Consider the following 23591-nt stretch of genomic DNA (forward strand, 5'->3'; position numbering starts at 1 on the left):
CATCTTCGTCATCTCGACTTTTGCCGCGATGTACGCGCCCGCGCCGCCGCCGATGATCAGCGCGACGAACAGCAGCGTCGCTAGATCGCGGGCCGATGCGAAACCATGTCCTTGCCCGGAACCTGGACGCGTGCTCGGTAAATCTGGGCGCTTCGAGACTCCGTGACGAAGATGTCTCGGTTTTCAGGCCCGCCGAACGCGAGGTTCGTGGAAAGATTTCCGGCTGGCGTATTTACCCGGTAAGTCGGCTCACCCCGAGCATTGAAAACCCAGACGGCTCCCATACCGGCGTGGGCAATCAGGAGACCGCCCGAGGAATCCAGCGCGAGACCATCAGGACCAACCCCGCCCGAAAGCTGGATGAAGGTACCGACCTTTGCAACACCACCATTGAGGATCGGCACCCGCCACACCGCATTCGCTCGCGTGACCGCGAGTAGCAGCGCACGTTCATCAAGGTCCATCACCAGGCCGTTCGGGCTGGGGACATTCGACAGCAGGCAGTCGACCTTTCCGTCCCGCGTTACGCGGAATAAGCGCCCGGTCGGATCATGAAGGCCGGTGAGTCCTTGATCTGTAAAGAAAAGGTCCCCATTGGCCGCGAAGAACAAGTCGTTGACGGCCTTGAATCGCTCCATGCCTGCACGAACCAAAAAGGGCTTTACAACGTTCGAGCCCGGCTCATGCACCATGATGCCGTGCTTGTAGTCGGCAACGAATACGAGACCGTCTTCACGGATCTTGAGACCGTTCGGCCAGCCGTCGTATTCCACTGCCACCGAGAAGTGACCTTCTTGGTCGATGTTGAGCAGTCGCCCGTTGACTACATCCACACACCAGAGAACGCCGTTGCGGTCAAAAGACGGTCCTTCAAGGAAACTCGAAGCGTGCAGGCCAGCCGGTTGGCCCGCATTCCATTCACTTTTTTGACTACCGGTGCGCAGCTCGTCGGGCAAGCACGCAAACGGCTGAGCCTCAAGCGTTTCGGGTAATGCAAACATCGCTCGTAGTCTCCGTTGCAGTGATAGGACGACGGGTCAGCACCAGCGTTGCAGCAGCGGCCGCCAGCACCAAAACTCCAGTTATAACGAACCCTGCCTGGTAGCTATGCGTCATCGATACGACGTAGCCGGTTGCGATAGGAGCCATCAGGCCGAAGCCGTTGCCGCCTACGCTAATCATCGCGATGGCCGTCCCCGAATCTTTTTTAGACGGCAACAAGTCATTCACCAGCGAGAGGTTCGACGCGACTGCGGCGGTGCAGCCAGTGAGGGAGAGAGTCAGCAGAAGCATCACGAGCCACAGCTGGTCGGCCATCGGAACCAACAGAATGAGTGCGGACATCAGCAAGCATATGGCGACCACGGCTCTGCGACTGCCACCGGCGATGTTCTTACCGCGCAGATACCGGTCACTGCACATGCCGATCAAAACACCAAGCACCGCTGCACCGGCGTAAGGAAGCGCGGTGAAAAGGGCGCTTCGCGTGATGCTCATGCCTTTTTCCGCCTGCAGGTAGCTTGGCATCCAGGTGAGAAAGAGATAGGTCGCATATACGGCGCAACCATGAGTGAAAGCGATGGCCCAGATGGTTTTCGAACGAACCAACGCGCCGAAACCGAGCCGCGCCGGCTCTACCGTGCTCGAAGGTCCTACGGTGTTTCGAGACGAAAGGATGTGCTCACGCTCCTGCGCGCTCAGCCACTTCACGTCCTCCGGCTGTCTGAACCACAACAGCCGTGCGGCCAACCAGACAAACCCAGTTGACGCGGCAACCAAGAACGCGGCGCGCCAACCGTAGGTCGTCACCACCCATCCTAGTCCGATAGCGCCAATGGCCGGTCCCAAGAGACTGCCCGCGTGAAAGATGGACGTTGCGATTCCGCGCTCCGAGGCAGGCGCCCACTCGCGAATCACTCGGCCGCCGGCGGGATACGAAGTCGATTCACCTAGGCCCATCAAAAGTCGGGTCGCCAGCAAAGAAATGAACCCGCCCGTGAAAGCGGTTAATGCAGTCGCCAGCGACCAGAACCCGATGCCCCACGCGTTAAGGCGTTTGCTCCCGAACCGGTCGACCAGCATGCCCATCGGGATGAGCGCGACAGCGTACAGCCAAAGAAACGATGAAAAAAGGTAGCCGAGATTGACCGGCGACAGGGACAACTCCTTGCTTATCTGGGACGACGCAATGGATAACGCGACGCGGTCGACGTAGTTCACGACCGTCAATAAAAATAAGAACAGGTATATCCAATATCGGCGTTTCATTGCATCGTCTCCAAATATGTGTTTTTTGAACCGCGCAGCTGATTACTCGAGTGTTTCGTCCTTTCCAATCACGCCTGCGGCGCGCAGTGCGTCGTCGAGCCACGGCGAAACCAGAATGCCGTCACGGATTTCGGCGATTCGTTGCGCTTCTGCTTCGAGCTTCTTTTCCGCTGCCTTCAGGACCTTGTCCACATCAGCACGCGGGATGACGACGACGCCGTCACAGTCACCGATGACCAGATCGCCCGGCTCGACTGAAACGCCACCCAGCGAAATGGGCACACCGATACGGCCGTCAAGGCCCTTGGTCGGACCGGCGGGGTTGAAAAGTTTTGGGACCTCGCGCGCAAGCAGTTAGAAGGCACGCCCGACACTCTTGAGAGCGGCGCTGACGCCATGTCGACGGAGACAAAAGGATCGACGCGGACGATCTCCAAGAAGTGACCGACGCTGTCGAAGCGACGTCGATTGCTTCGTGGTTGTGGCGATCAGAGTATCTCGACGTCTTGCAACAGTGCGCCGCGGTCGGTGCTTAAGTGTCAAGGGTGAACCGCCCGCCGGGCCGCCGGACATGCAGCATCGCGAATTATGTTGCGAGGTGCCCGTTGGTTTTGGTCGAGATACCGACGGACCGGTGACAGTTCCGAAGACCGGGAGCGCAGTCCGAAGGCACTGCGTAGAGTAGCCGCGCATCGGTCCGCGGGCGATCCAGAATGTCCGCGATAACTTTGCGCAGGACGAGTGGCGCGCCGATGAAAGTACTCGAAGCAGCATACTGAGTCGAAGGTTGCAGTTCATTGAGCCATGGTCGTGCCACGCTGCTTGATATCGACGGCAAATGCTGGCGGGGCGGCTCTCTTGTCACGTTGACATTAAGGAAGGGGTGGCCGCCTCTGCCCGCCCACCCCCCGGCGTGCGCAAAGCTGCAAAACCCAGAGCGCGTTGTCGTGGGCGCGAGGCAATTGTTGCCGCGGCTCGTCAACAGGCAACCCGGCTTCGTCGGTCCTCAGCAAGTTCTTCGTTCAGCACGTTCAGAATGCCCCCGCCAGCCAGCATGCCTCCAACCACGGATAGCCAGATGCTGCGCTGCGACCCCTGAAGACATCTCATTCGCGCACCAACAAATGGACGATGAGGAGCCCCCGTAGTTGCAATGTTTCGATGAGCATTTGAATGCCTTTCTCCGCTATTTCTACGGCACTGCAGGCGCCCTTCACTGGTGGATCGCCGATCGCAGGCGCTCTACTTCCCGATCCGCCACCGGTGCGGCGTGATTGCCCCAAGCGCCACGAATGAAGCTCACCACTTGAGCAATTTCTGCGGACGTCAGCTTGCCGTGGAAACCGGGCATCTCCTGAGGTTCGGGTCCCGTGTCGGTTTTGGGACTCTTACTGCCTTCTATGACGATGCGCATCACTGATGTCGGATCGTCGGCTAGCACAAGCGGATTGCCGGCGAGCGCTGCAGCTTTTCCAGGCTGACCCCGTCCGTCCGCCTGGTGGCATCGTGCGCAAAACGATAGATACACACCGGCGCCAGGACGCTCGACTTCACCGGTCCGAATACTTCGTGCAGTTTGCACCCGCGCGTGCGCGTTGTTTGAGAAACTGCCGTAGGTCTGTCGAGCCGGAAGTGACTTCAAGTAGAGTGCGATGGCATAAAGATCCGCTTCGGACAGATGCTGCGTGCTCTCCTCAACTACAGGGGCCATGGCGCCAAATGCGATTGCACCCGCGCCGTGGCCGGTTCGCAAGAATCTAACGATGTCGTCCGCCGACCAGCGCCCGAGACCACTGCTTGGATCGCCGGTCAGATTAGGGGCGAGCCAGTGATCATTGACGCCACCAGTCAGATACCATGGTGACGCTTCGCTATAGCCGAGTTCATTGTAAGCGGGGCCTCGCGGCGTGTGACACGCACCGCAGTGTCCAAGTCCTTGTACGAGATATGCGCCTCGGTTCCACTGCGCGGTTTGTTTGGAATTCTCTTGGTACCGGTCGTGATTGCCGAAGGCGAGACTCCAGAACAGCATGCCCCAACGTTGGTTGAATGGAAACGGCAAGTGCGTCTCGGGCGCGCGCTTGGCGGCCGATGCGACGCCGTGCATCAAATACGCATACAGCGCGGTCACGTCATCGTCGGTCAAGTTCGCAAGCGAAGGATATGGCATCGCCGGATAAAGCCGCTTGCCGTCGCGGCGTTTGCCCTCGCGCAGAGCGTCGGCGAAGTCTCGCAAGCTATAGCGCCCGATACCGAACTCGGGGTCCGGTGTGATATTAGTCGCATAGATCGGACCGAAAGGCGAATTCACAGGCATGCCGCCGCCCAGCGGCGTGTGGTCCGCAGCGTCGTGACAGGCGCTGCAGTCGCCGGCTTTTGCAAGATATTCGCCTCGCGCAATCAGATTCGGATCGGTCGTCGACGGTGACTGCGCGGAAATGTTGTCGGACAAACGATCCGTCGAGCGTTCGCCACATGCGCTTAGCGCCACAATCATGAGCGCGTTGACAAGCCAATCTCGGGTTCTGATCGCGTTCATGTCAATGCCACTGGCTACAAGATTGGAAGAACACTTCCGCAAGGACCGTGAACAACAGCCCGACGACAAATCCGCAGCCGATCAGCGCGCTGCACAGTGCAACGAACCGCTTACGGCTCACCTCCTCCTCATCGCGCGATGGCTCCTCGGACGACTCTGCATCCGAACGCCGTTCTTTGACCCGCTTTTCCTTGTGCCTTAGGAACACGAAGCCGTACACGGCGAGTGCGGCGCATATGGCCGCGACGGCGAAGGCAGCGATCGACGTTCCATACAACCATCCGACGAGATTCGGAAGGACTGGTTTGACACGCGTGATCGATCCAGCGGAGCAGGCTTGGGCGGAGATCGTCTCGGAGATCATCACTTGAAGCAGCCATGCGCCGGGCGCGAAGAAAAAGCCTCCACTCGCGCATAGGCCAAGACGGCGCTTCTCGCTTTCGGTGAGCGCAGACTTCTCCGCGGAGACGAGTGTTTGCATCAGTGGCCTCGCATCCAGAACGGCGTCACATACAACGACGTAAAGATGAACAGCCAGACGACGTCGACGAAATGCCAGTAGAGTCCGCCAATTCGCATGGGCGCATTGCGCTCCGCGTCGAAGTACCCTAACGCTATCCATACGGCGAGCAGAACCAGAATAACTAGCCCGACGGCGACGTGGGCCATATGAAAGCCCGTGATAGTGAAGTAAAGCGAACCGTAGAGATGAGCGGTAATACCGTACGGATGGTCGTGCCACTCCTTCCACTGCATGCCAGCGAAGGTGATGCCCAGCGCAATAGCGACCAACATCCAACCGAATGCTTGCCAGCGCTTGCTTTTCTTGAGCGTTCGCTCTGAGAGCCACGCGAACACGCTGCTCAAGATGAGTGTGCCGGTGCTCAGCGCGCCGGTGCCGATCTTCGGCATGCCCTCCGGCGGCCACGGGAGGGTCGTCTGCGATTGCGAGTAAAAGTAGCAGAAGATCAGATAACCGAAAAGACTGGCTTCCGTCGCGACGAGTGCCAAGACACCCCACCATCCGCCTGAGTGCTCCCCCGCACTTCCGACCGGCAGAGCATCCTTGCTTCTGCCTGTGTTCGCGGGAACTGTCTGCGCGGGTTCGGGGGGCTCGCGCTGCCCAAGCGCGCGCCGCGGCCACATCCACGCGATGAGTGTTGCGCCTGCCGCCGCGAGTGCCACAACGGTGAAAGATGGCGAGCGCAGCAGCACGCCTAGAAAAACAAGCGCGCCAAAAAGCCCGAGGAAAAACGGCGACCACGCATCTTCGGGCATCTTAAGAATGACATCGGGGCTGCCGCTGAAAGGGTGTACTCCAAGCGCTTCCCGTCCCCGATGAAGCAGGTAACCCGATGCCAGGCTCGACTGCCGCCCCTTCGGCTGAAGGCGATCCTCCCACATCGGATGCCGCGATTCGATCACCGGCAAGACTGCAAAGTTGTACGGCGCCGGCGGCGACTCGGTCGACCATTCGAGCCCAGGCGCGTCCCACGGGTTCTTCGGCGCTTCACGTCCGCGGCGTGCCGAGACGAGTGCGTTCACCACAAAGAGCAGCACGCCTAACGCAAAAATGAAGGAACCGATTGTCGTGATCAGATTCGACGTATCCCACCCCATGCCTTCAGGATAGGTGTAGATGCGCCGAGGCATGCCGAGCAAACCCGAGATGTGCATCGGGAAAAAGCCAAGATTGAAGCCCACGAGGATGATCCAGAACGCGATCTTGCCCCATCGTTCATTCATCATCCGTCCGGTGAACTTCGGAAACCAGTAGGTGATTCCGCCGAAGACCGGGAAAACATTGATCCCCAGCAGCACATAATGCAGATGCGCCACGACAAAGTAGGTCTCGGTAAGCTGCCAGTCGAGCGGCACTGCGGCCGTCATCACGCCGGAGACGCCGCCAATGACGAACATCAGCACAAAACTCGCGAAATAGAGGAACGGTACGGCGAAAACGGGCCGTCCAGTCCATATCGTCGCGACCCATGCAAATACGGCGACCGCGCTTGGAATCGAAATGAGCAAGCTCGCCGCGCCAAAGAAGGCCAGTGCCAGGGGCGTGATCCCGGTTGCGAACATGTGATGGATCCACACTTCGAAACCGACAATCATCGTGACGACAGTAGCCATCGCTACAGCCGCGTACGCGACGAGGGGACGACGGCAGAAGGTCGGCAGGGCATCCGAGACGATGCCCATAGCGGGCAGCACGACGACGTAAACCCACGGATGCGCGAACATCCAGAACAAGTGCTGCCAGAGCAGCGGCCGGCCGTCGCTCGCCACGTCGAAGAAATGCGTACCGATATTTCGGTCCATCCACAGCAGCAGGAACGCCAGACTCACCGACGGCACGGCGAAGAGATTTGCACACGAAATGGTAAGCGTGCCCCACACGATAATCGGCAGCCGGTCCACCGACATGCCGACCGCGCGCATGCGAAAAAGCGTGACCACAAAATTCACTGCCCCAACGGTCGTCGAGATGCCCAGAAGCACCATACCGAGGGAATAGACATCGATATTTATTCCCCGGCTGTACTCCAGGGATGAAAGCGGCACATAGTTGAACCAGCCGGCGTTGGGCGCCTGCCCGAACGGAAAACTGCCATAAAGGAAGATGCCGGCAAAGAGAAAGACCCAATACGAAAGCGCGTTCAGACGGGGAAACGCCATGTCGCGCGATCCCAACATGAGCGGCCACAGGTAATTCGAGAAGCCGCTGAGCACCGGAAGCGCGTACAAGAAGATCATCGTAACGCCGTGCATCGTGAAAAGTTCGGCGAACTGGCCAGGCGTCACCAGTGATTGGTTGGGCTGTGCGAGCTGCAGCCGCATAACAAGCGCTTCAATTCCGCCCAGCAAAAGAAACAGGAAGGCTGTCACGATGTAGCGCAAGCCGATCTTTTTGTGATCGACGGTTGTAATGAAACCGCGCCAACCGGCATCGCCTTCCCAGATTTCACGCAGGTGCTTTTCGGCCTCCGACCCCTGAGGGACGCTGCCAAACTCAGGCTCGCGTCGGAAGGCGACCCGATGGGCCTGCGCAGCGCTTCGATCACCGATAGCGGCCATCGTCTGTTCCTTACTTGAGAGTGGCGAGGTAGGACGACAAGTCGCTCGCTTCAGCGGGCGCGAGCTTCATGTCGGGCATGAGCGTGCCGGGCTTGATTTCCTGAGCGTGCTGGATCCAGTCGATCAGGTTCTCCGGTGTATTGACGACGCTTCCTGCCGCAAGCAGCCGACGCGACAACACGTGGGTGAGATCGGGCGCCTGAACGCCGGCGGCTTTGCTGCCCCGAACCGTATGGCATCCCGCGCAGCGTTCTTCGAAGAGCTTCCTCCCTCGTATCGCTTGCGCTGTCGACGGTGCGGGTGCTGCCCTCATTTGCGCGGCGTACCAACGGTCATAGTCTGCCTGCGGCTGTGCGTACACCTCGAACGCCATATGGGCGTGCTGTACGCCGCAATACTGCGTGCATTGGCCTCGAAAAATCCCCGGGTGGTCCGCCTGAATCCACTGCCGGTTTGTGATACCGGGAATCGTCTGCGTCTTGCCCGACAAGTCCGGCACCCAGAAAGCGTGGATGACGTCGGCACTTTTCAGCAGCACGAGCACCGGCACGCCGGATGGAATATGCAACTCATTGGCCGTTGAGAAGTGGCTCTCGCCCTCTCCATAGTCGACTTTCCACCACCAATCGTAGGCAGTAACCGCCACAGTCAACTCTGGCGCATTTGGCGGGTCTGCGACCTCCGCGAGCACAGAAAGCATATAGACGGCAATGCCGAAAAGCGCAATTGTGGAGAGCAGGGAGCCAACAAAGACCAAACGCAGCCCACCCTCGGAGACGAGCGCTCGCGCGTCCTGTTGCTTCCTGCGCCGAAACATGCCGATGAGAAGCATTGCTGCGATGATCACGCACACGAGCACGCATATGGTCGCAAGCGTCCATCCGAGATAAATGACTGGCTGTGCAGCGGGCCCCTTGCTGCGCAGAAAATACGCGAGCGGCGTCGACGCTGCCGCCAGCAAGTCTGCTTCGCGCGAAGGCGCTTCGGCGCCGAGGGCGCCGAGATGATGGAGCGCGGCACAGAGCAAGGCTCCGACCTGCACAACCGACACGAGAACACGGCGCACCACGCTGTCTCCTGGATCTTCGGACCGAAATCGCTTGAATGCACTTCCGCCTTCTTCCTGCGCCCGATCAATGCCAGATTTGGCTGCGTCGGCTTGCTGAGCGCTGAGCAACTGCTATTCCAATTTGGTCGCGCGACGCAACCGGTGCACACGTCGTACGACTCACCCCAAACGATATGTATCACAGTGTGATATTTTTTCAAACGCTTGCAAAGTTTGCTAGGGCGTGCGCGAACGGATCGCTGACGTGAGCTTGGCGCGGCTTGCACCTAACGTTAGCGGTAGCAGCGGTGTCGGCTGATCGACAAGAACATGTAAGGCGCGCGGTGCACGGCAGTGACGATGTGCAGCACCTCTCGCATTATCGACAGGTCCTGAGAACGCAGCTGCGGCAATCCGAAGCGTTAGCGCAATCGCCCGGGATCACCGCGCTTCAAACGTCTCTATCGGTCCACGCGGGCGACACGCCGGGACGCTTGTGGGCGACGATCGGGGAGCTCGCCGAGCGTCTCAAGGCCCGCCTGGCCGGAGTGTTGGTTCTCCTGCGAGCGCGCACAGCTCGTTGAACGCAAGCTGTGAGACAAAGATCGTCGTCATGTATAGGCGCATCTCACTCGCAAGGCGAACGATGCGTCCATCGAGTCGCTGCCTTACATCTAGACCAATAAGGGCGTTGCGAAGCTTGCTTGCAGAAGACTAACGGTGCCTTCGATGCGCTTAAGCCCCTCGTCCGTCCGAACGCGGCACATTCATTGCATCACGTTATGACATATCGACTTCAGCCCAAGTCACAATCTTCTTCGCTGCAACCAAGGAGCAAACCATGTCTATCACCGTCGGCGATTTCTTGGTCGACCGCCTGCACGCATGGGGCGTGCGTCGCATTTTTGGCTATCCCGGCGATGGTATCAACGGCATCCTTGGGGCGTTGAATCGTGCGCAAGGCAAGATCGAATTCGTTCAGACGCGGCATGAGGAAATGGCTGCCTTTATGGCTTCAGCGCATGCAAAGTTCACTGGCGAGCTTGGGGTTTGTCTGGCGACATCCGGACCTGGTGCAGCGCACCTCCTCACTGGTCTCTACGACGCACGACTAGACCACATGCCCGTGCTCGCCATCGCCGGACAGCAAGCGCGCGCATCGCTCGGTGGCCACTTCCAACAGGAAGTCGACCTCCAATCGATGTTTAAGGACGTCGCGGGCGCCTTCGTGCAACAAGCAAGTGTTCCCGCCCAGGTTCGTCATCTTGTCGACCGAGCCGTCCGAACTGCGCTGGGCGAGCGGAAAGTCGCTGCGCTTGTATTCCCAAACGATTTGCAGGAACTCAAATACGAGCCGCCGCCGCGCAAACACGGGACGTTGCACTCCGGGGTAGGCTATCGCGCGCCCAAGACCGTGCCGTATCCAGATGATTTGCAACGAGCCGCGGAGATCCTCAACTCGGGCAAGAAGGTCGCGATCCTCGTCGGCGCGGGCGCGTTGCAGGCGACCGACGAAGTGATCGCGGTGGCGGAAAAACTCGGCGCGGGCGTCGCGAAAGCACTCTTAGGCAAAGCCGCGCTTCCAGATGATCTGCCCTACGTGACCGGCTCGATCGGTCTGCTCGGCACGGAGCCGAGCTACAAGTTGATGACCGAATGCGACACCTTGCTGATGATCGGCTCGGGCTTTCCTTACTCGGAGTTCCTCCCGAAAGAAGGCGCGGCGCGCGGAGTACAGATCGACATCAAACCCGACATGCTGTCCCTTCGCTATCCGATGGAAGTCAATCTTGTTGGCGACAGCGCGGAGACGCTGCGCGCGCTTTTGCCGCTGCTCGAACCAAGCACGGATCGCGCATGGCGCAAGGACATCGAAGGCTGGATGACCGACTGGTGGCAAAAGCTCGAGAAGCGCGCGCTAGTGTCGGGAACCGCGGGCGTGAACCCGCAGCGCACGGTGTGGGAGTTATCGCCGCGCGTACCGTCCAACGCCATCGTCACCAGTGATTCGGGATCATGCGCAAATTGGTACGCGCGTGATCTGAAAGTCAAGCGCGGCATGATGTGCTCGCTTTCCGGGGGACTCGCGTCGATGGGCGCAGCCGTGCCCTATGCGATTTCGGCAAAATTCGCGCACCCTGAGCGGCCGGTGATCGCGCTGGTGGGTGACGGCGCAATGCAGATGAACAACATGGCCGAGCTTATCACGGTCGCGAAGTACTGGAAGCAATGGTCCGATCCGCGCTGGATCTGCATGGTGCTTCACAACGATGACCTGAATCAAGTTACCTGGGAACAGCGCGTCATGAACGGTGACCCGAAGTTCGAAGCGTCGCAAGACATTCCGTCGGTGCAATACCACCGCTTCGCTGAATTGATCGGACTTCGGGGAATTTACGTCGATGACGCCGAGCGCATGAGCGCAGCATGGGATGAAGCGCTGGGCTCAGACCGGCCCGTCGTGATCGAGGTGAAAGCCGATCCAAATGTTCCCCCACTGCCGCCGCACATCACCTTGCAACAGGCAAAAGCTTTCGCTACGACGCTTTTCGAAGGGGATCCGAACGAAGGCAACATCATCGTCGACACTGCGAAACAGGTGCTGGGTGCAGTGTTGCCGGGACATAAGGACAATTAACGGAGGCCAGCCTAATGCACCTCACAAAACGCGAGGCACCGGTCGAAGCGGTTCGGGCGCGCGCCTACACCATCCCGACCGACCGGCCCGAAGCCGATGGTACTTTCGCCTGGAAATCGACGACGCTCGTGGTTGTAGAGCTTACCGCAGCAGGCAAGACGGGCATCGGCTATACCTACAACGACGCGACGACCGCGAGCTTCATCGAATCGACGCTCGCCCCGACACTCGTCGGCGAAGACGCCTGGAACATCGACGCCCTTTGGATACGCATGCAGCGGCGCGTGCGAAACATTGGCCGCTCGGGGATCGCCGCCTGCGCGATATCGGCGCTCGACTGCGCGTTGTGGGACGTGAAGGCGCGCCTGCTCGACTTGCCGCTCGCGCGTCTGCTCGGCGCGGTGCGCAACCGCGTGCCACTTTATGGCAGCGGCGGCTTCACCACGTACAGCGACAACGACATTCGCGACCAGCTCTCGAACTGGGTGCACGAAGACGGATGCCGATGGGTGAAGATCAAAATCGGTACCGAGCCTTCGCGCGATCCGCATCGCGTGGCCGTCGCGCGAGAAGCGATCGGCGATGACGCAGGCCTCTTCGTCGATGCCAACGGGGCGTTTGATCGCAAGCAGGCCCTCTTCTACGCCCAACGGTTCGCCCAGCATGACGTCGAGTGGTTCGAAGAGCCGGTGTCGTCGGACGATCTCGCCGGCCTGGCTTCGTTGCGCGACGCACTGCCCGCGCATATGGAACTCGCTGCGGGCGAATACGGCTACACGATCGACGACTTCCGCGCGCTGCTCGCCAACGAAGCCATCGATGTGCTCCAGGCCGATGCCACTCGCTGCGGCGGCATCACGGGCTTCCTGCGCACAGCAACGCTGTGCGACGCGTTTCATATTCCGCTGTCGGCCCACTGCGCACCCGCCCTCCATCTGCATGTAGCGTGCGCAGCTGCGCGTTTGCGGCATCAGGAATGGTTTCACGATCACGTGCGCATCGAGTCGATGCTCTTCGACGGGGCACCGCGTGCGCGCGACGGCGCGATCGCGCCGGACTGGTCGCGACCGGGTTGCGGACTCGATTTCAGGCATGCTGATGCGCATCGGTATGCGGTCTGACGCGCGGCGAGCGAATGGAACACAACGAAGCGAAGAACATGACGCAAACCAGAACAATCGACATCGCCATTGGCTGCGCAATCGCTGCGGCTGGACTCGCGCTCGTGCGCCTGGGCGGGCGCAAGCCGCATCGCCCGGCGATGCAGATGCACATCGATACGGCGCGCACTTTCAATCACAGTTCCGCGCTGCTCGCGCTGTCCGTGCTCGCCGACAGCGCGATGGAGCACTATCGCGGCTCGTTCGACAATCCCGCGATGTACACCCCGCTCGTCGTCTCGACGCTGTCGCTCTTCGCCGGCTTGCATGGCGGCTCCGATCACGAACCGACGCATCATCCGGTGCGCAATGCAGTCTATGTCAGCGCGGCACTCGCCGGCGTCGCTGGGACCGGGTTCCATCTTTACAACATCACGAAGCGCCCCGGCGGTTGGAGCTGGCATAACCTGTTCTATGCGGCGCCGATCGGCGCACCGATGGCGTTGCTGCTCTCGGGCGCACTCGGCGCGGTATCCGAGCGGTTGCGCGACGAGCCCGCGCACGAGCCGGGTCTTTTCGGCATGCCGGCGGGACAGGCGCTCGCGCTCGTCACGAGCGCAGGACTGGTCGGGACCCTCGGCGAAGTCGCGCTGCTGCATTTTCGTGGTGCGTTCCAGAACCCGGTCATGTATGCGCCGATCGTCGTTCCGCCGGTCGCATCGGCGCTGCTCGTCAATGCCGCCCTCGCTCGTCCGCGCGAGCGCTGGTTCACGCGGTTATGGCTGCGCGTGACGACGGCACTCGGGTTCATCGGTGTCGGATTTCATGCCCGCGGCGTCGCGCGCGCGCGTGGCGGCTGGCGCAACTGGAGCCAAAATCTCTTTAATGGACCGCCGCTGCCCGCACCGCCGAGTTTTTCGGCGCTCGCACTCGCGGGACTCGCGGCGCTGCGTCTTCGGGAGACCGAGAAGAAATGAAGGACCTACCCCGCTATCCCGGCTACGACGTGATGACCAAGCGTGACACGCCTTCGTGGGACGACGTCACGCGCCATGTCATCGACGAGCGGCTCGCGACGCCCGACGGGCCGCACTTCTTCGATGCTGTCGAATGGCGCGGGCTTTGCGCGCTGTGCGCATGCATCGTGCCACAGGACAGTCAGCGCCCCAACGTGCCGGTCGCCGCTCTCGTCGATGCGCGCCTAATGAAGAATACTGGCGACGGATATCGCGATGCGCGTCTGCCGCCCATGCGCGACGCGTGGCGCATCGGCCTTCGCGCGCTGGATGCCGAAAGCCGGGCGCGTCACGAACTGCCGTTTGCGAGCATCGAGCATGACCGCCAGCATGCGCTTCTCGTCGACATGCAGCAAGGCAAGCTCGATAGCGCCGAATGGAACGGTATGCCGCCCGCCCTCTTCTTCGCCGAGCGTGTGCTGCACGACATCTGCGGGATGTACTACGCGCATCCGCATGTGTGGAGCGAAATCGGCTTCGGCGGCCCGGCCAATCCGCGCGGCTATGTACGCATGGTCGCCGACCGGCGCGACCCATGGGAAGCCGTCGAAGCAAATGCCGGCCACAAAGAGGCCGCGCAGAAGGAGAATCGTCGTGCCCGCTGATTCGTCCCAAGACGCGCAGCACATGCCGCGCGGGAAGAATGGTCGCGCGCCCGACGTGTTCCATCCCGGCGCATGGGTTCGAATGCGCGAGTATCCGCAGGACGAAGCGGTGGACTTTGCGATCGTCGGCACGGGCGCGGGCGGTGGCACGCTTGCCTGCCGTCTCGCGGAGAAAGGCTTCAAGGTCGTCGCGCTCGATGCCGGCGCGTGGTGGCGTCCGCTTGAAGAGTTCGCGTCCGATGAGACCCATCAGGGCAAGCTCTTCTGGACAGACGAGCGCATTTGCGAAGGCGAGAATCCGCTCAAGCTCGGCAACAACAATAGCGGCAAAGCCGTCGGCGGCAGCACAGTTCACTTCGCGATGGTCTCGCTGCGCTTTCGGCCGGAATGGTTCAAGTCGCGCACACTGCTCGGCTACGGCACCGACTGGCCGATCGACTGGCGCGAAATGTGGCGTTATTACGCCGAAGTCGAAGAGGCGCTGAAGATCGCCGGACCAGTGAACTATCCGTGGGGTCCAAAGCGGCCGCGCTATCCGTATCGCGCCCATGAGCTGAACGCCGCGGCGCTCGTGTTGGCGCGCGGCTGTGAAGCGCTTGGCATCGACTGGGCGCCGACGCCGCTCGCCACGGTCTCCGCGCCGCGCGGCGAAGCGCATCCGTGCGTTTATCGCGGCTTTTGCGTCTCGGGTTGCGCGACGAACGCGAAGCAAAGCGCGCTCGTCACGTGGATACCGCGCGCCGTGCGCGCGGGCGCTGAAGTCCGCGATCTCGCGATGGTCGGCCGCATCGTCATGGGTGACGACGGGCGCGCCACTGGGGTCGAATACTTTCGCGAAGGACGCTGGCAGTTTCAGCGCGCACGCAACGTCGTAGTCGCCGGATATGCAATCGAAACGCCGAGGCTCTTACTCAACTCCGCGACGGACCGTTTTCCCGATGGCCTCGCCAATCGTTCAGGCCTCGTCGGCAAGAATTTGATGGTTCAGACCAATCAGGCCGCGTGGGGCACGATGGACGAAGAAGTGCGCTGGTACAAAGGGCCGCCGTCGCTCGCGCTGACTGAGCACTGGAACTACGAGGACAAAGGCAAGGACTTCTTCGGCGGGTATTGCTATATGAGCCAAGGACCGCTGCCGGTGGCATGGGCATCGACGCAGAACGGTAGAGGTCTGTGGGGCCAGTCCTTGCTCGACGAGATGCAGAAGTACAACCATCAGGCGGGGCTGAAGATCGTCGGGGAAACCATGCCACAGGAGCGCAATCGGGTGACGCTCGCCGACGAAAAGGATCAGTACGGCCTGCCCATCGCGCGCGTGACCTATTCGCTGTGCGACAACGACAAGCGACTGGTCGCGCATTCGCTCGACTTCATGAGCCTCGCGCTCGAAGCGGCGGGTGCGCGCGACGTCTGGCGCGAAATCGACGACACCTGCCATCTCAACGGCACTGCGCGCATGGGCGATGACCCTTCGACGAGCGTCGTCAATGGCGATTGCCGCAGTTGGGACATCGACAACTTGTGGATCTGCGACGGCTCCGTCTTCCCGACCGTCGGCGGCGTGAATCCGTCGCTGACCATACAGGCGATCGCGCTGCGCACCGCTGACCGTATCGAGGCGCTCGCCGCGCGTGGAGATCTCTGATGAGCGAGACACGAAGAATTGCTGTCATCACCGGCGCCGGTGCGGGCGTCGGGCGTGCAGCTGCCGATGAGTTCGCCCGCCACGGCTATGACGTCGCACTGTTGTCGCGCGATGGTGAGCGGCTCGCGCGAGCCGCTGCGCAGATCGAGGCGGCCTTCGGCGTGCGCGCGCTCGCCATGTCGACCGATGTCGCCGATGCGCGCGCCGTCGAGGCAGCGGCATCGCACGTAGAAGACACGCTCGGCCCAATCGATGTGTGGGTCAACGTCGCGATGGCGACCGCCTTCGCGCCCGTCTCCGCGCTCACGGCCGAGGAAATCGAGCGCGGTACGCGCGTCACGTATCTCGGTCAGGTCCACGGCATGATGGCGGCGCTCTCGCGCATGCGAACGCGAAATCGAGGGACGATTGTGAATGTTGGCTCGGCGCTGGCGTACCGCTCGGTACCGCTGCAATCGGTGTATTGCGGCGCGAAGTTCGCCATTCGCGGCTTTACAGATTCGCTGCGCTCGGAAATCATCCACGACAAGCTCAAGGTCCACCTGACGGTGGTCGAGCTTCCGGCGATCAACACGCCGCAGTTCGACTGGTCGATGAACAAGACCGGCAAGCGCGCGCGGCCGGACGCGCCGATCTTTCAGCCGGAAGTCGCGGCGCGCGCGATCTTTTTCGCGGCGACACACCGACGGCGCGAAGTATGGCTCGGGTTCTCGACGGTGAAGGCTATTCTTGCGAACCGCATCGCGCCCGCGCTAATCGACCGATACCTGGCACGCGCGGGATACGATGGTCAGCTCACCGACGAGCCGCTCGAATACAACGCAGCAGGCAATCTGTTCGAAGCTGTGCCGGGCGACTTTGGGGCACATGGGCGGTTCGATGACGAAGCCCGGCAGCATAGCTGGGAGATGTTCACCGATCGCCATCGCTCGTTTTTCTGGGGGCTCGCGAGCCTTGGCGCGGTGGGCCTGCTGCACTTCGTCGCTAAAAAACGGAGCTGAGCCGAATGAGCCGCCCCATCGACGATTACGCGCTCCTAGGCGACGGCGAAACGACTGCACTGCTCAGCCGCAACGGCTCTATCGACTGGCTATGCTGGCCACGCTTCGACGACGACGCGTGCTTCGCCGCACTTCTCGGCACCTCGGACAACGGCTGTTGGACGCTCAGCCCGGTCATGCGCATCGAGCGCAACGCGCGTCGCTACCAGCACGACACGCTGATCATGGAAACCGACTTCGAGGTCGGCGAAGGCGCGGCGCGCGTGACCGACTTTATGCCCGTCAGCGACGGTCCGAGTTCGGTCGTGCGCATCGTGACCGGCTTGCGCGGTGTCGTCGAGATGCGCTCGGATTTGCGGCTGCGCTTCAACTACGGCGAACTCGAGCCGCTCATCGAACGCGTCGACGGCGCGATGCAGGCCCGTATAGGAACCGACCGTGTCCTACTTCGTGCGAATGTCGAGATGACGGTCTGCGACGGAGCGATACTCGCGACCTTCACCGTCGCAGCGGGCGAATCCATGAAGTTCGCGTTGAGCTATGGTCACGCGCACGAACCGCTTCCCGAAGCGTTCGACGTCGACATCGCCCTGCGTTCGACGCAACGCTTCTGGCGAGACTGGATTAGCACGTTCGACGACAACCGCACGGCTTGGCCGGTGCAGACCCGTCGTTCGCTTTTGACTCTGAAGGCGCTCATCCATCGTCGCACCGGCGCGATCGTCGCTGCTCCGACAACATCGCTACCGGAAGCGCCGGGAGGAAGGCTCAATTGGGACTACCGCTACGCGTGGCTGAGAGACACCAGTTTCGCGATGGTTGCGCTGCTCAACGCCGGCTACTACGAAGAAGCCGGCGCGTGGCGCGACTGGCTGCTGCGCGCGATCGCGTGCGCGCCGGAGCGCAGCCGGATCATGTACCGCGTGGACGGCGGGCGTCATTTGCGCGAATGGAACGTCGATTGGCTGCCAGGTCATCGGTATGCGAAGCCCGTACGCATCGGCAATGCAGCGGCGCATCAGCATCAGCTCGACGTGTTGGGAGAAGTCATCGATTGCCTCGATGTGGCGAGACGCGGCGGGCTCGAGTCGGCGGACCAGGAACAGGTAATCGAGACGCGCATCGTCGAACATCTCGAGAAAATCTGGCACTTGCCCGGCGCGGGCATCTGGGAGTCGCGCGGTGAACCCCGTCACTACACCTATTCGCGCGTGATGGTCTGGGTCGCGCTCGATCGTTTCGTGAAGCATTGCGCAGCGGAAAGCGCCCTTTCGCCACTCGCGAAGAGGATGGCTTCACTGCGCGAACACATTCGCGAAGAAGTGCTTCGCGAAGGCTGGAACGAAGGGCTCGGCAGCTTCACGCAGTACTACGGCAGCGAAACGTTGGATGCGAGCCTCTTGTTGTTGCCGCTCGTCGGCTTTCTGTGCGCTGACGATCCGCGCATGGCTTCGACGATTGAACGCATCCGCCGCGACCTCTGCGAGGACGGTTTGATTCGACGCCTAGAGCGGCACGCCGGGAACGCTAACGAAGGCACTTTTCTCGCGTGCTCATGCTGGATGGCCGATTGCCTGAACCTTCAAGGGCGCACAAGAGAGGCGCGGCAGCAGTTCGAACGCGTGCTAGCCACGGCAAACGATGTCGGGCTGCTGTCCGAACAGTACAACGCGCAGCGCCACGAACTGGCCGGAAATTTCCCGCAGGCGCTTAGCCATCTTGCAGTCGTCAATACGGCGCTCGGCTTATGCGGGCCGACGTTGCAACGAGGCGGCGGTTAGCCACATCGTTAAAGTCCCGGTCACGGAGACAGCAGGCGATTTCGCCGTTAGACAATGCAACATGTCGATTGCACTCTGCAGGCTTGCTTTCCTGAGCACTGCGCCCTCGCGCGCGCTTGGCTAGTGCTTGACACCGTCCACGATTTTTGCGCCGCTGCTTGACGACCGCAAATCGCTGCGCGCTATCTTTGCAAGTCTCTCGTAATGCTTCCGAAAATCGGCGAGTTCCTTCTGATCCAGTTGTTCAAGATCGAGCAGCGCGTTGTGCGCAGTGTCAATCGCTCGGATGATCTCATCGAGTTTGATCTGCATGGCCGCCGTGTCTCGATTCTGAGTGTTCTGAATCAGAAATACCATGAGGAACGTAACGATCGTCGTCGATGTATTGATCACCAGTTGCCAAGTATCGCTGAAGTGAAACAGCGGGCCCGATGCTGCCCAAACAACAACGAGGCTTCCAGCAGTGACGAACGTCCAGGAGCGCCCCGCCAGTCGAGCGAGTGAATTCGAGAAGCTAAGGAACCAGGAAGTCTTCATCTCTCGTCTCCACCAACCTATATAGCAGGCCACGTGCGTTGGCGCTCGACGTTTCGCGCCGTGAAGTGTCAGTCGCTGCCAAATGCGACCGTGCTCAGCAAAGCCAGCTCTGATTGCCGCGAATCCAGGCGAGTGTGCTGAATGACCACAGGTACATCCGATTCGAAGTAGCTCGCGTACTCAGTCCCAGTTGGGATCTTCTCGGGTTCGCAGAGATCATTGAAGCGCATATGCAACGTCCGCTGGGCTGGCACGGTGACGCGGTATGGCCCAGCGGGTGCCCGATCCTTGAAGAAGACTGTAAGTTCGATATGTGCGTCTTCGTCGCCCGCATTGAGGATGCACGCCGCCTCATGGCTCTGCAGGTCAGGTCCGGGACCATTGCTATAAGGCGGCAGATAGCCTTCAGCGATCGCCCATCTGTTTTTTCCTATCGCGCGCATGCATCCTCCTCATCCATCGCCCGTTCCACCAACAATGATTCAGCAATAACCGCTCCTTTCGCCGCTTGCATACATCACATCATGATATATATTTTAGGAAAGGACGAGGTTGGAGGAGCCATGTTGATTAACAACGACTTCGAGATAGGATATGTCATCACCGTCTTTTCGCTCCTGGGAATCATCTTCGTTGGAGCGCTGTTCGCGAGGCTGCATCTCGAGCGCTGGCATCCGCGGGTGGTGGGCGCGGTGCTGGGCGCGCTGATTGGCTTTGCGCTGATCGAAGCGGTGCCGATCATTTCCTAGCGGTGATCCTTGTGGTGACGCTTTGCACCGGCGGCGCCGAGAATCTGGTTTGCTCGATCCGCACGAGACGCCGCTCGCTTTCTATGCGCTCCAGATAATGTCCGCGTCTTTGCGCCTAGCTTCCCGCAACATATCGAGGAATGGCAGCGCCCGCGATTGGAGACCCATCCCGGTCCGCTCGGCAGTACGCGACAGGGGACGATAAATCGCACCGTGCTCGTAAGCGATACCTTCGTCTTCCTTCAGAACTGTCTCCAGGCGATCGATCGCGTTGTCAAACTCGCTATGCAGGATGACGCCTCGGGACCCGATGCGCTTACCGATAACGGCTAGAAGATAGCCGGCGAGGTCGCGCAACATGACAACATCGGGCGTGGCCTTCGAATGGAATTTTATCAGCATTGTCATACTCCTTGGCACGAACGCTTGATTCGGACAAACGGCGCGGGCTTTTCCTACCGCGTCTACGGCGCCTGTGGTCCCGTTGTCATGAGCACGCTGCAGGAGACGTGATCCAAAAACCGGCCCTCGTCTTGCCCGGTCAACCAACGGTAGAAACGACCGCTCCGGTGATGCCCGACGACGATCAGATCGATATCGAGCGCTTTTGCGCAAGCGGAAATTTCCATTATTGGATTCCCGACCGCCAGATGGCCTTGCGCTACGACGCCGAGATCCGCCAACTTGTCCACGCCTTCCTCCAGCAACGCCTTCGCGGTCTGTTGCTCATGCGCAAACGACATTGCAGGAATGACGGGGAGGCCCTGCATCCACTCCGTGTCGTCGATAACCGCCAGCAGATGTGTTTCAACGTGAAGGTCGCGGGCGAGTTGAGCGCCGAGACGAAGCGCGCGGCGCCCTTCGGCCGTGCCGTCATAACACAACAGGATTCGGTGATAGCTGGTCACGGTTCCTCCGCGTCTTCAGCGCGGATACATCACATTATGATACATTTTGCGGAAATAGCCAGCGGACGGGCGAACCCTTTCTATCTCCGGCGTATGACGTACGTCAGCGCATTTGGGAACCAGCAGATGGTTCGGCGGCCGTCGTGAACTGTTCGAAGCGGGAGCGGCGGCCATCGCTACCAGCTCATTGCCGGCGACGCGTTGGCGAATAAGGAGCCGCACAATTTGCTGACTTCAAAGAATGGGGCGCGCATTACTTCTCATGCACCGCCCGCTCGCTGAAAGTCCTTTTACCTCTCGCTGGACGGACAGGACATCCCGCAATCCGGCTTGCGCCGTCCGTTGCAATTCTGGATGGTATTGTTTTTATTCTCAGCTCACCGGCTCAATCCCGTCACACACCGGTGGCAAGGCCACCATGAAGCTAGAGCTAGCCGCTCCCGTCGGCGCCACTTCGAATTCCTGGCGATGCTGGCGCATGAACTCAGGAATCCGCTCGCACCGCTCAGAACCGTGGTGAGTCTGCTTCGTCGCGGTACATCTGTAAGCGACGGGCAATTCCTCCTTGCCACAATGGAACGCCAGATTACCCACCTGACGCGACTTGTGGACGATCTGCTCGAGGTCTCGCGTATTACGCAGGGGCGCATCGTTTTGAAACGGGAGCCGCTCTTGATCGGCGGCGTTGTCTACGGCGCGGCTGAGTCAGTTGCCCCGCAAGTCGAAGAGAACAAGCAGCGGTTGACGATTGACGTTCCCAGAGACACCGTCTGGGTTTGCGGTGATACGACGCGTATGACGCAGATCTTGGTGAACGTTCTGCAGAACTCGTGCAAGTACACGCCGGCTGAGGGCGAAATTCGTGTGTGCGTATCAGCAGACTCCGCTCATGTCACGATCGTCGTTGAGGACACTGGCGCAGGCGTCGCGGCCGACTTGCTGCCGCGAATCTTTGACTTGTTTTTGCAAGGAGAGCGTAGGCTCGACCGATCGAAGGGAGGTTTGGGCATCGGACTGTCTCTGGTGCGCAAGCTGGTTGAAATGCACGAAGGCTCAATACATATCGAAAGTCCCGGACCTGGCCTTGGGACCACCGTCAGGATCACGTTCCCGCGGTTGAATCGACAAGACGAGGTTCCTGGCATCGCTGACAACCACCGCGCACCGGTGCGCGCACCGCGAAACGACCTCAAGATCTTGATCGTCGATGACAACCGGGATGCCGCCGACTCCCTTTCCCTGGTTTGTCAGTCAGAAGGACATGTGACCCGGACTTGTTACGATCCCGAAGAGGCCATACAACAGGCCTCAACGTTTCAGCCTGACGTCGCGTTGCTCGACATCGGTCTGCCGCGGATGGATGGATACCAATTGGCAGGACGCCTGCGCGCTAAAGGGCGCAAGATACCGATCCTGGTTGCGATTACCGGCTATGGGCAGGCGGAAGACCGGCTAAAGGCACAAGCCGCTGGATTCGATCGCCATTTCGTCAAGCCGGTTGACATCAACGCATTGCTCGATCTACTGGCAACCTGCGGCTGAGCCCGCGACCGGCGCCCGGTAACCCCAATTGTCTCCAACTTGTATCGCAGTTCAGCGGAGGGTGAGTGCCAATATGTAATCAATGCAGCTAGCTTGCCGTGGCCACGGAACGGGATTCGGTCGCTTACTGCATATTTCGGCGAACGTGACCGCCGATTTCGGGAACGTGACCGTTTGGCAAGGTCGGGCGTTGCGCGGTGTCGATTGTAGATTTCCTTGCTAGTTTTGGTCGAGTTCTGGTTCGAGCACGCTGGGTTTCGGAGATGGTTTTCTGAGAGATTCGCCCGTCAGTTTGATACGGTGATGACGCTGCATAAGGCGATCTAGCATTGCGTCGGCGATCGTCTCGTCGCCTATCCAGCCATGCCAGTGTTCGATTGGTAGCTGGCTGGTCACGATCGTGGCTTTACCGGCAGACCGGTCATCAATCATCTCGAGCAAATCGTTGCGAACCATCGCGTCGAGGGCAGCCATTCCCCAATCGTCCAGCAGGAGAACATCAACGCGAGCGACCTGCAGCAACCATTTGGTGAAGCCGCCGTTGCCGTGGAGGACGCGCAGTTCCTCGCCGAGACGAGGCACGCGCAAGTACAACGCGGAGTGCCCTCGTCGGCAGGCATACTGCGCGAGGGCACAAGCGAGCCATGACTTACCGGCACCGGTTGGGCCGCTAATGAGCAGGCTGTATCCCGACTCGACCCAGTCACCGAGAGCCAGGCTCGTGAGCGAACGTGGGTCCACGCCTCGACCAGCGCGGGTGTCGAGATCTTCATGGCGGCCTGCGGATACTTCAGGCGCGCTTGCTTGAGCAGTCGGGTGCGGCGACGATCATCGCGCCAACTTGCTTCCCGGTCGACCAGCAACGACAGGCGTTCCTCGAAGCTCAGAGCCGCAGTGCCGGGCTGCGTCAGTTGCTCTTCCAATCCGTCAGCGAACCCATCCAACTTCAGGGTGCGTAGTTGCGTCAAGGTTTGGTGCATCATCATTGCGGGTTCTCTTTATTGGTAGTAGCTGGGGCCACGGACATGCGCGTGACTCGGACTGACCCATTCGACAGGCGTGGTCGCTGCCGCGCGGTCGCGGTTGTTGATGAGGATGTCGCGCACGTGGCGGTAACGATGTACACCCAATTC

General features: G+C 60.6%; 20 protein-coding genes and 1 pseudogene. 9 read left to right on the plus strand and 12 right to left on the minus strand.

From position 1 onward, the window contains the following. Positions 1 to 80: 80 nt before the first annotated feature. The 7 genes from NCS02_RS30110 to coxB all read right to left on the minus strand — a co-directional run bounded on the left by NCS02_RS30110 (position 81) and on the right by coxB (position 8954). Positions 81 to 1001 (minus strand): SMP-30/gluconolactonase/LRE family protein, encoded by a 921-nt coding sequence (locus tag NCS02_RS30110; protein WP_244808648.1) that lies wholly within the window; start codon positions 999 to 1001, stop codon positions 81 to 83. Continuing rightward, positions 976 to 2268 (minus strand): MFS transporter, encoded by a 1293-nt coding sequence (locus NCS02_RS30115; RefSeq protein ID WP_244808649.1) that lies wholly within the window; start codon positions 2266 to 2268, stop codon positions 976 to 978. The genes NCS02_RS30110 and NCS02_RS30115 overlap by 26 nt, the downstream gene beginning before the upstream one ends. Positions 2269 to 2310: 42 nt before the next feature. Continuing rightward, entirely contained in the window at positions 2311 to 2550 is a 240-nt protein-coding gene (locus NCS02_RS30120) for an RraA family protein (RefSeq protein WP_244808650.1), read from the minus strand. A 931-nt stretch (positions 2551 to 3481) separates the two neighbouring features. Continuing rightward, entirely contained in the window at positions 3482 to 4807 is a 1326-nt protein-coding gene (locus NCS02_RS30125) for a c-type cytochrome (RefSeq protein WP_425306913.1), read from the minus strand. A 1-nt stretch (position 4808) separates the two neighbouring features. Further along, positions 4809 to 5288 carry a hypothetical protein gene (locus NCS02_RS30130; RefSeq protein WP_244808651.1) on the minus strand — a complete coding sequence of 160 codons (480 nt, stop codon included), beginning with the start codon at positions 5286 to 5288 and terminating at the stop codon, positions 4809 to 4811. Beyond that, positions 5288 to 7888: a cytochrome c oxidase subunit I gene (gene ctaD / locus NCS02_RS30135; protein WP_250520344.1), complete on the minus strand. Its 2601-nt coding sequence runs from the start codon at positions 7886 to 7888 to the stop codon at positions 5288 to 5290. Before ctaD ends, NCS02_RS30130 begins: the two co-directional genes overlap by 1 nt. Positions 7889 to 7898: 10 nt before the next feature. Further along, positions 7899 to 8954 carry a cytochrome c oxidase subunit II gene (gene coxB / locus NCS02_RS30140; RefSeq protein ID WP_244808846.1) on the minus strand — a complete coding sequence of 352 codons (1056 nt, stop codon included), beginning with the start codon at positions 8952 to 8954 and terminating at the stop codon, positions 7899 to 7901. 823 nt (positions 8955 to 9777) lie between these two features. On the opposite strand from coxB, the gene NCS02_RS30145 reads away from it, so the two are divergent. Genes NCS02_RS30145 through NCS02_RS30175 form a run of 7 tightly spaced genes read left to right on the plus strand, consistent with a single transcriptional unit; the run spans position 9778 to position 18722 of the window. After that, entirely contained in the window at positions 9778 to 11574 is a 1797-nt protein-coding gene (locus NCS02_RS30145) for a thiamine pyrophosphate-requiring protein (RefSeq protein WP_244808653.1), read from the plus strand. 14 nt (positions 11575 to 11588) lie between these two features. After that, positions 11589 to 12695, plus strand: a complete 1107-nt coding sequence (locus NCS02_RS30150) for an enolase C-terminal domain-like protein (protein WP_244808654.1) — start codon at positions 11589 to 11591, stop codon at positions 12693 to 12695. A gap of 38 nt (positions 12696 to 12733) precedes the next feature. After that, positions 12734 to 13651, plus strand: a complete 918-nt coding sequence (locus NCS02_RS30155; protein WP_244808847.1) for a hypothetical protein — start codon at positions 12734 to 12736, stop codon at positions 13649 to 13651. After that, a complete protein-coding gene (locus tag NCS02_RS30160) occupies positions 13648 to 14295 on the plus strand; it encodes a gluconate 2-dehydrogenase subunit 3 family protein (protein ID WP_244808656.1) in 648 nt (215 codons plus the stop codon). The genes NCS02_RS30155 and NCS02_RS30160 overlap by 4 nt, the downstream gene beginning before the upstream one ends. A 22-nt stretch (positions 14296 to 14317) precedes the next feature. Beyond that, positions 14318 to 15940, plus strand: coding sequence for a GMC family oxidoreductase (locus NCS02_RS30165; protein ID WP_244808848.1), 1623 nt, complete (start codon positions 14318 to 14320; stop codon positions 15938 to 15940). After that, positions 15940 to 16941: an SDR family oxidoreductase gene (locus tag NCS02_RS30170; RefSeq protein ID WP_250523467.1), complete on the plus strand. Its 1002-nt coding sequence runs from the start codon at positions 15940 to 15942 to the stop codon at positions 16939 to 16941. The genes NCS02_RS30165 and NCS02_RS30170 overlap by 1 nt, the downstream gene beginning before the upstream one ends. 5 nt (positions 16942 to 16946) lie before the next feature. Continuing rightward, positions 16947 to 18722: a glycoside hydrolase family 15 protein gene (locus NCS02_RS30175; protein WP_244808658.1), complete on the plus strand. Its 1776-nt coding sequence runs from the start codon at positions 16947 to 16949 to the stop codon at positions 18720 to 18722. A 120-nt stretch (positions 18723 to 18842) separates the two neighbouring features. Here NCS02_RS30175 and NCS02_RS30180 read toward each other — a convergent pair whose 3' ends face one another. Both NCS02_RS30180 and NCS02_RS30185 read right to left on the minus strand, forming a co-directional pair. Continuing rightward, complete coding sequence (locus NCS02_RS30180) at positions 18843 to 19259, minus strand: low affinity iron permease family protein (protein WP_244808659.1); 417 nt, start codon at positions 19257 to 19259, stop codon at positions 18843 to 18845. A gap of 68 nt (positions 19260 to 19327) precedes the next feature. Further along, a complete protein-coding gene (locus tag NCS02_RS30185; protein WP_244808660.1) occupies positions 19328 to 19702 on the minus strand; it encodes a sensory rhodopsin transducer in 375 nt (124 codons plus the stop codon). Between the two features lie 120 nt (positions 19703 to 19822). Here NCS02_RS30185 and NCS02_RS30190 point away from each other — a divergent pair, with 120 nt between their 5' ends. Next, positions 19823 to 20008 carry a hypothetical protein gene (locus NCS02_RS30190; protein ID WP_244808661.1) on the plus strand — a complete coding sequence of 62 codons (186 nt, stop codon included), beginning with the start codon at positions 19823 to 19825 and terminating at the stop codon, positions 20006 to 20008. 81 nt (positions 20009 to 20089) lie between these two features. On the opposite strand, the gene NCS02_RS30195 is transcribed toward NCS02_RS30190, so the two are convergent. Beyond that, a complete protein-coding gene (locus NCS02_RS30195; RefSeq protein WP_244808662.1) occupies positions 20090 to 20410 on the minus strand; it encodes a DUF1840 domain-containing protein in 321 nt (106 codons plus the stop codon). Between the two features lie 62 nt (positions 20411 to 20472). Further along, the gene (locus NCS02_RS30200; RefSeq protein WP_244808664.1) at positions 20473 to 20916 is read right to left on the minus strand and encodes a universal stress protein; all 444 of its coding nucleotides are present in this window, start codon (positions 20914 to 20916) and stop codon (positions 20473 to 20475) included. 468 nt (positions 20917 to 21384) lie between these two features. Between NCS02_RS30200 and NCS02_RS30205 the strand changes: the two genes are divergently transcribed. Continuing rightward, entirely contained in the window at positions 21385 to 22458 is a 1074-nt protein-coding gene (locus NCS02_RS30205; protein WP_244808665.1) for a hybrid sensor histidine kinase/response regulator, read from the plus strand. A gap of 219 nt (positions 22459 to 22677) precedes the next feature. Here NCS02_RS30205 and istB read toward each other — a convergent pair. Next, positions 22678 to 23444 (minus strand): annotated as a pseudogene (istB, locus tag NCS02_RS30210) (IS21-like element helper ATPase IstB). Positions 23445 to 23591 lie beyond the last annotated feature (147 nt).

Origin of the sequence: Caballeronia sp. NCF2, assembly GCF_023631205.1 — a bacterium.
In the GTDB taxonomy this organism is placed as follows: Bacteria; Pseudomonadota; Gammaproteobacteria; order Burkholderiales; family Burkholderiaceae; genus Caballeronia; species Caballeronia zhejiangensis.

Bases quoted from the DNA above. Each gene is read 5' to 3' on its own strand.
- NCS02_RS30180 (WP_244808659.1), bottom strand. From the start codon at position 19,259: ATGAAGACTTCCTGGTTCCTTAGCTTCTCGAATTCACTCGCTCGACTG.
- NCS02_RS30185 (WP_244808660.1), bottom strand. From the start codon at position 19,702: ATGCGCGCGATAGGAAAAAACAGATGGGCGATCGCTGAAGGCTATCTG.
- ctaD (WP_250520344.1), bottom strand. From the start codon at position 7,888: ATGGCCGCTATCGGTGATCGAAGCGCTGCGCAGGCCCATCGGGTCGCC.
- NCS02_RS30145 (WP_244808653.1), top strand. From the start codon at position 9,778: ATGTCTATCACCGTCGGCGATTTCTTGGTCGACCGCCTGCACGCATGG.
- NCS02_RS30165 (WP_244808848.1), top strand. From the start codon at position 14,318: ATGCCGCGCGGGAAGAATGGTCGCGCGCCCGACGTGTTCCATCCCGGC.
- NCS02_RS30190 (WP_244808661.1), top strand. From the start codon at position 19,823: ATGTTGATTAACAACGACTTCGAGATAGGATATGTCATCACCGTCTTT.
- NCS02_RS30195 (WP_244808662.1), bottom strand. From the start codon at position 20,410: ATGCTGATAAAATTCCATTCGAAGGCCACGCCCGATGTTGTCATGTTG.
- NCS02_RS30175 (WP_244808658.1), top strand. From the start codon at position 16,947: ATGAGCCGCCCCATCGACGATTACGCGCTCCTAGGCGACGGCGAAACG.
- NCS02_RS30160 (WP_244808656.1), top strand. From the start codon at position 13,648: ATGAAGGACCTACCCCGCTATCCCGGCTACGACGTGATGACCAAGCGT.
- NCS02_RS30115 (WP_244808649.1), bottom strand. From the start codon at position 2,268: ATGAAACGCCGATATTGGATATACCTGTTCTTATTTTTATTGACGGTC.
- NCS02_RS30110 (WP_244808648.1), bottom strand. From the start codon at position 1,001: ATGTTTGCATTACCCGAAACGCTTGAGGCTCAGCCGTTTGCGTGCTTG.
- NCS02_RS30170 (WP_250523467.1), top strand. From the start codon at position 15,940: ATGAGCGAGACACGAAGAATTGCTGTCATCACCGGCGCCGGTGCGGGC.
- NCS02_RS30150 (WP_244808654.1), top strand. From the start codon at position 11,589: ATGCACCTCACAAAACGCGAGGCACCGGTCGAAGCGGTTCGGGCGCGC.
- NCS02_RS30130 (WP_244808651.1), bottom strand. From the start codon at position 5,288: ATGCAAACACTCGTCTCCGCGGAGAAGTCTGCGCTCACCGAAAGCGAG.
- NCS02_RS30205 (WP_244808665.1), top strand. From the start codon at position 21,385: ATGCTGGCGCATGAACTCAGGAATCCGCTCGCACCGCTCAGAACCGTG.
- NCS02_RS30125 (WP_425306913.1), bottom strand. From the start codon at position 4,807: ATGAACGCGATCAGAACCCGAGATTGGCTTGTCAACGCGCTCATGATT.
- NCS02_RS30155 (WP_244808847.1), top strand. From the start codon at position 12,734: ATGACGCAAACCAGAACAATCGACATCGCCATTGGCTGCGCAATCGCT.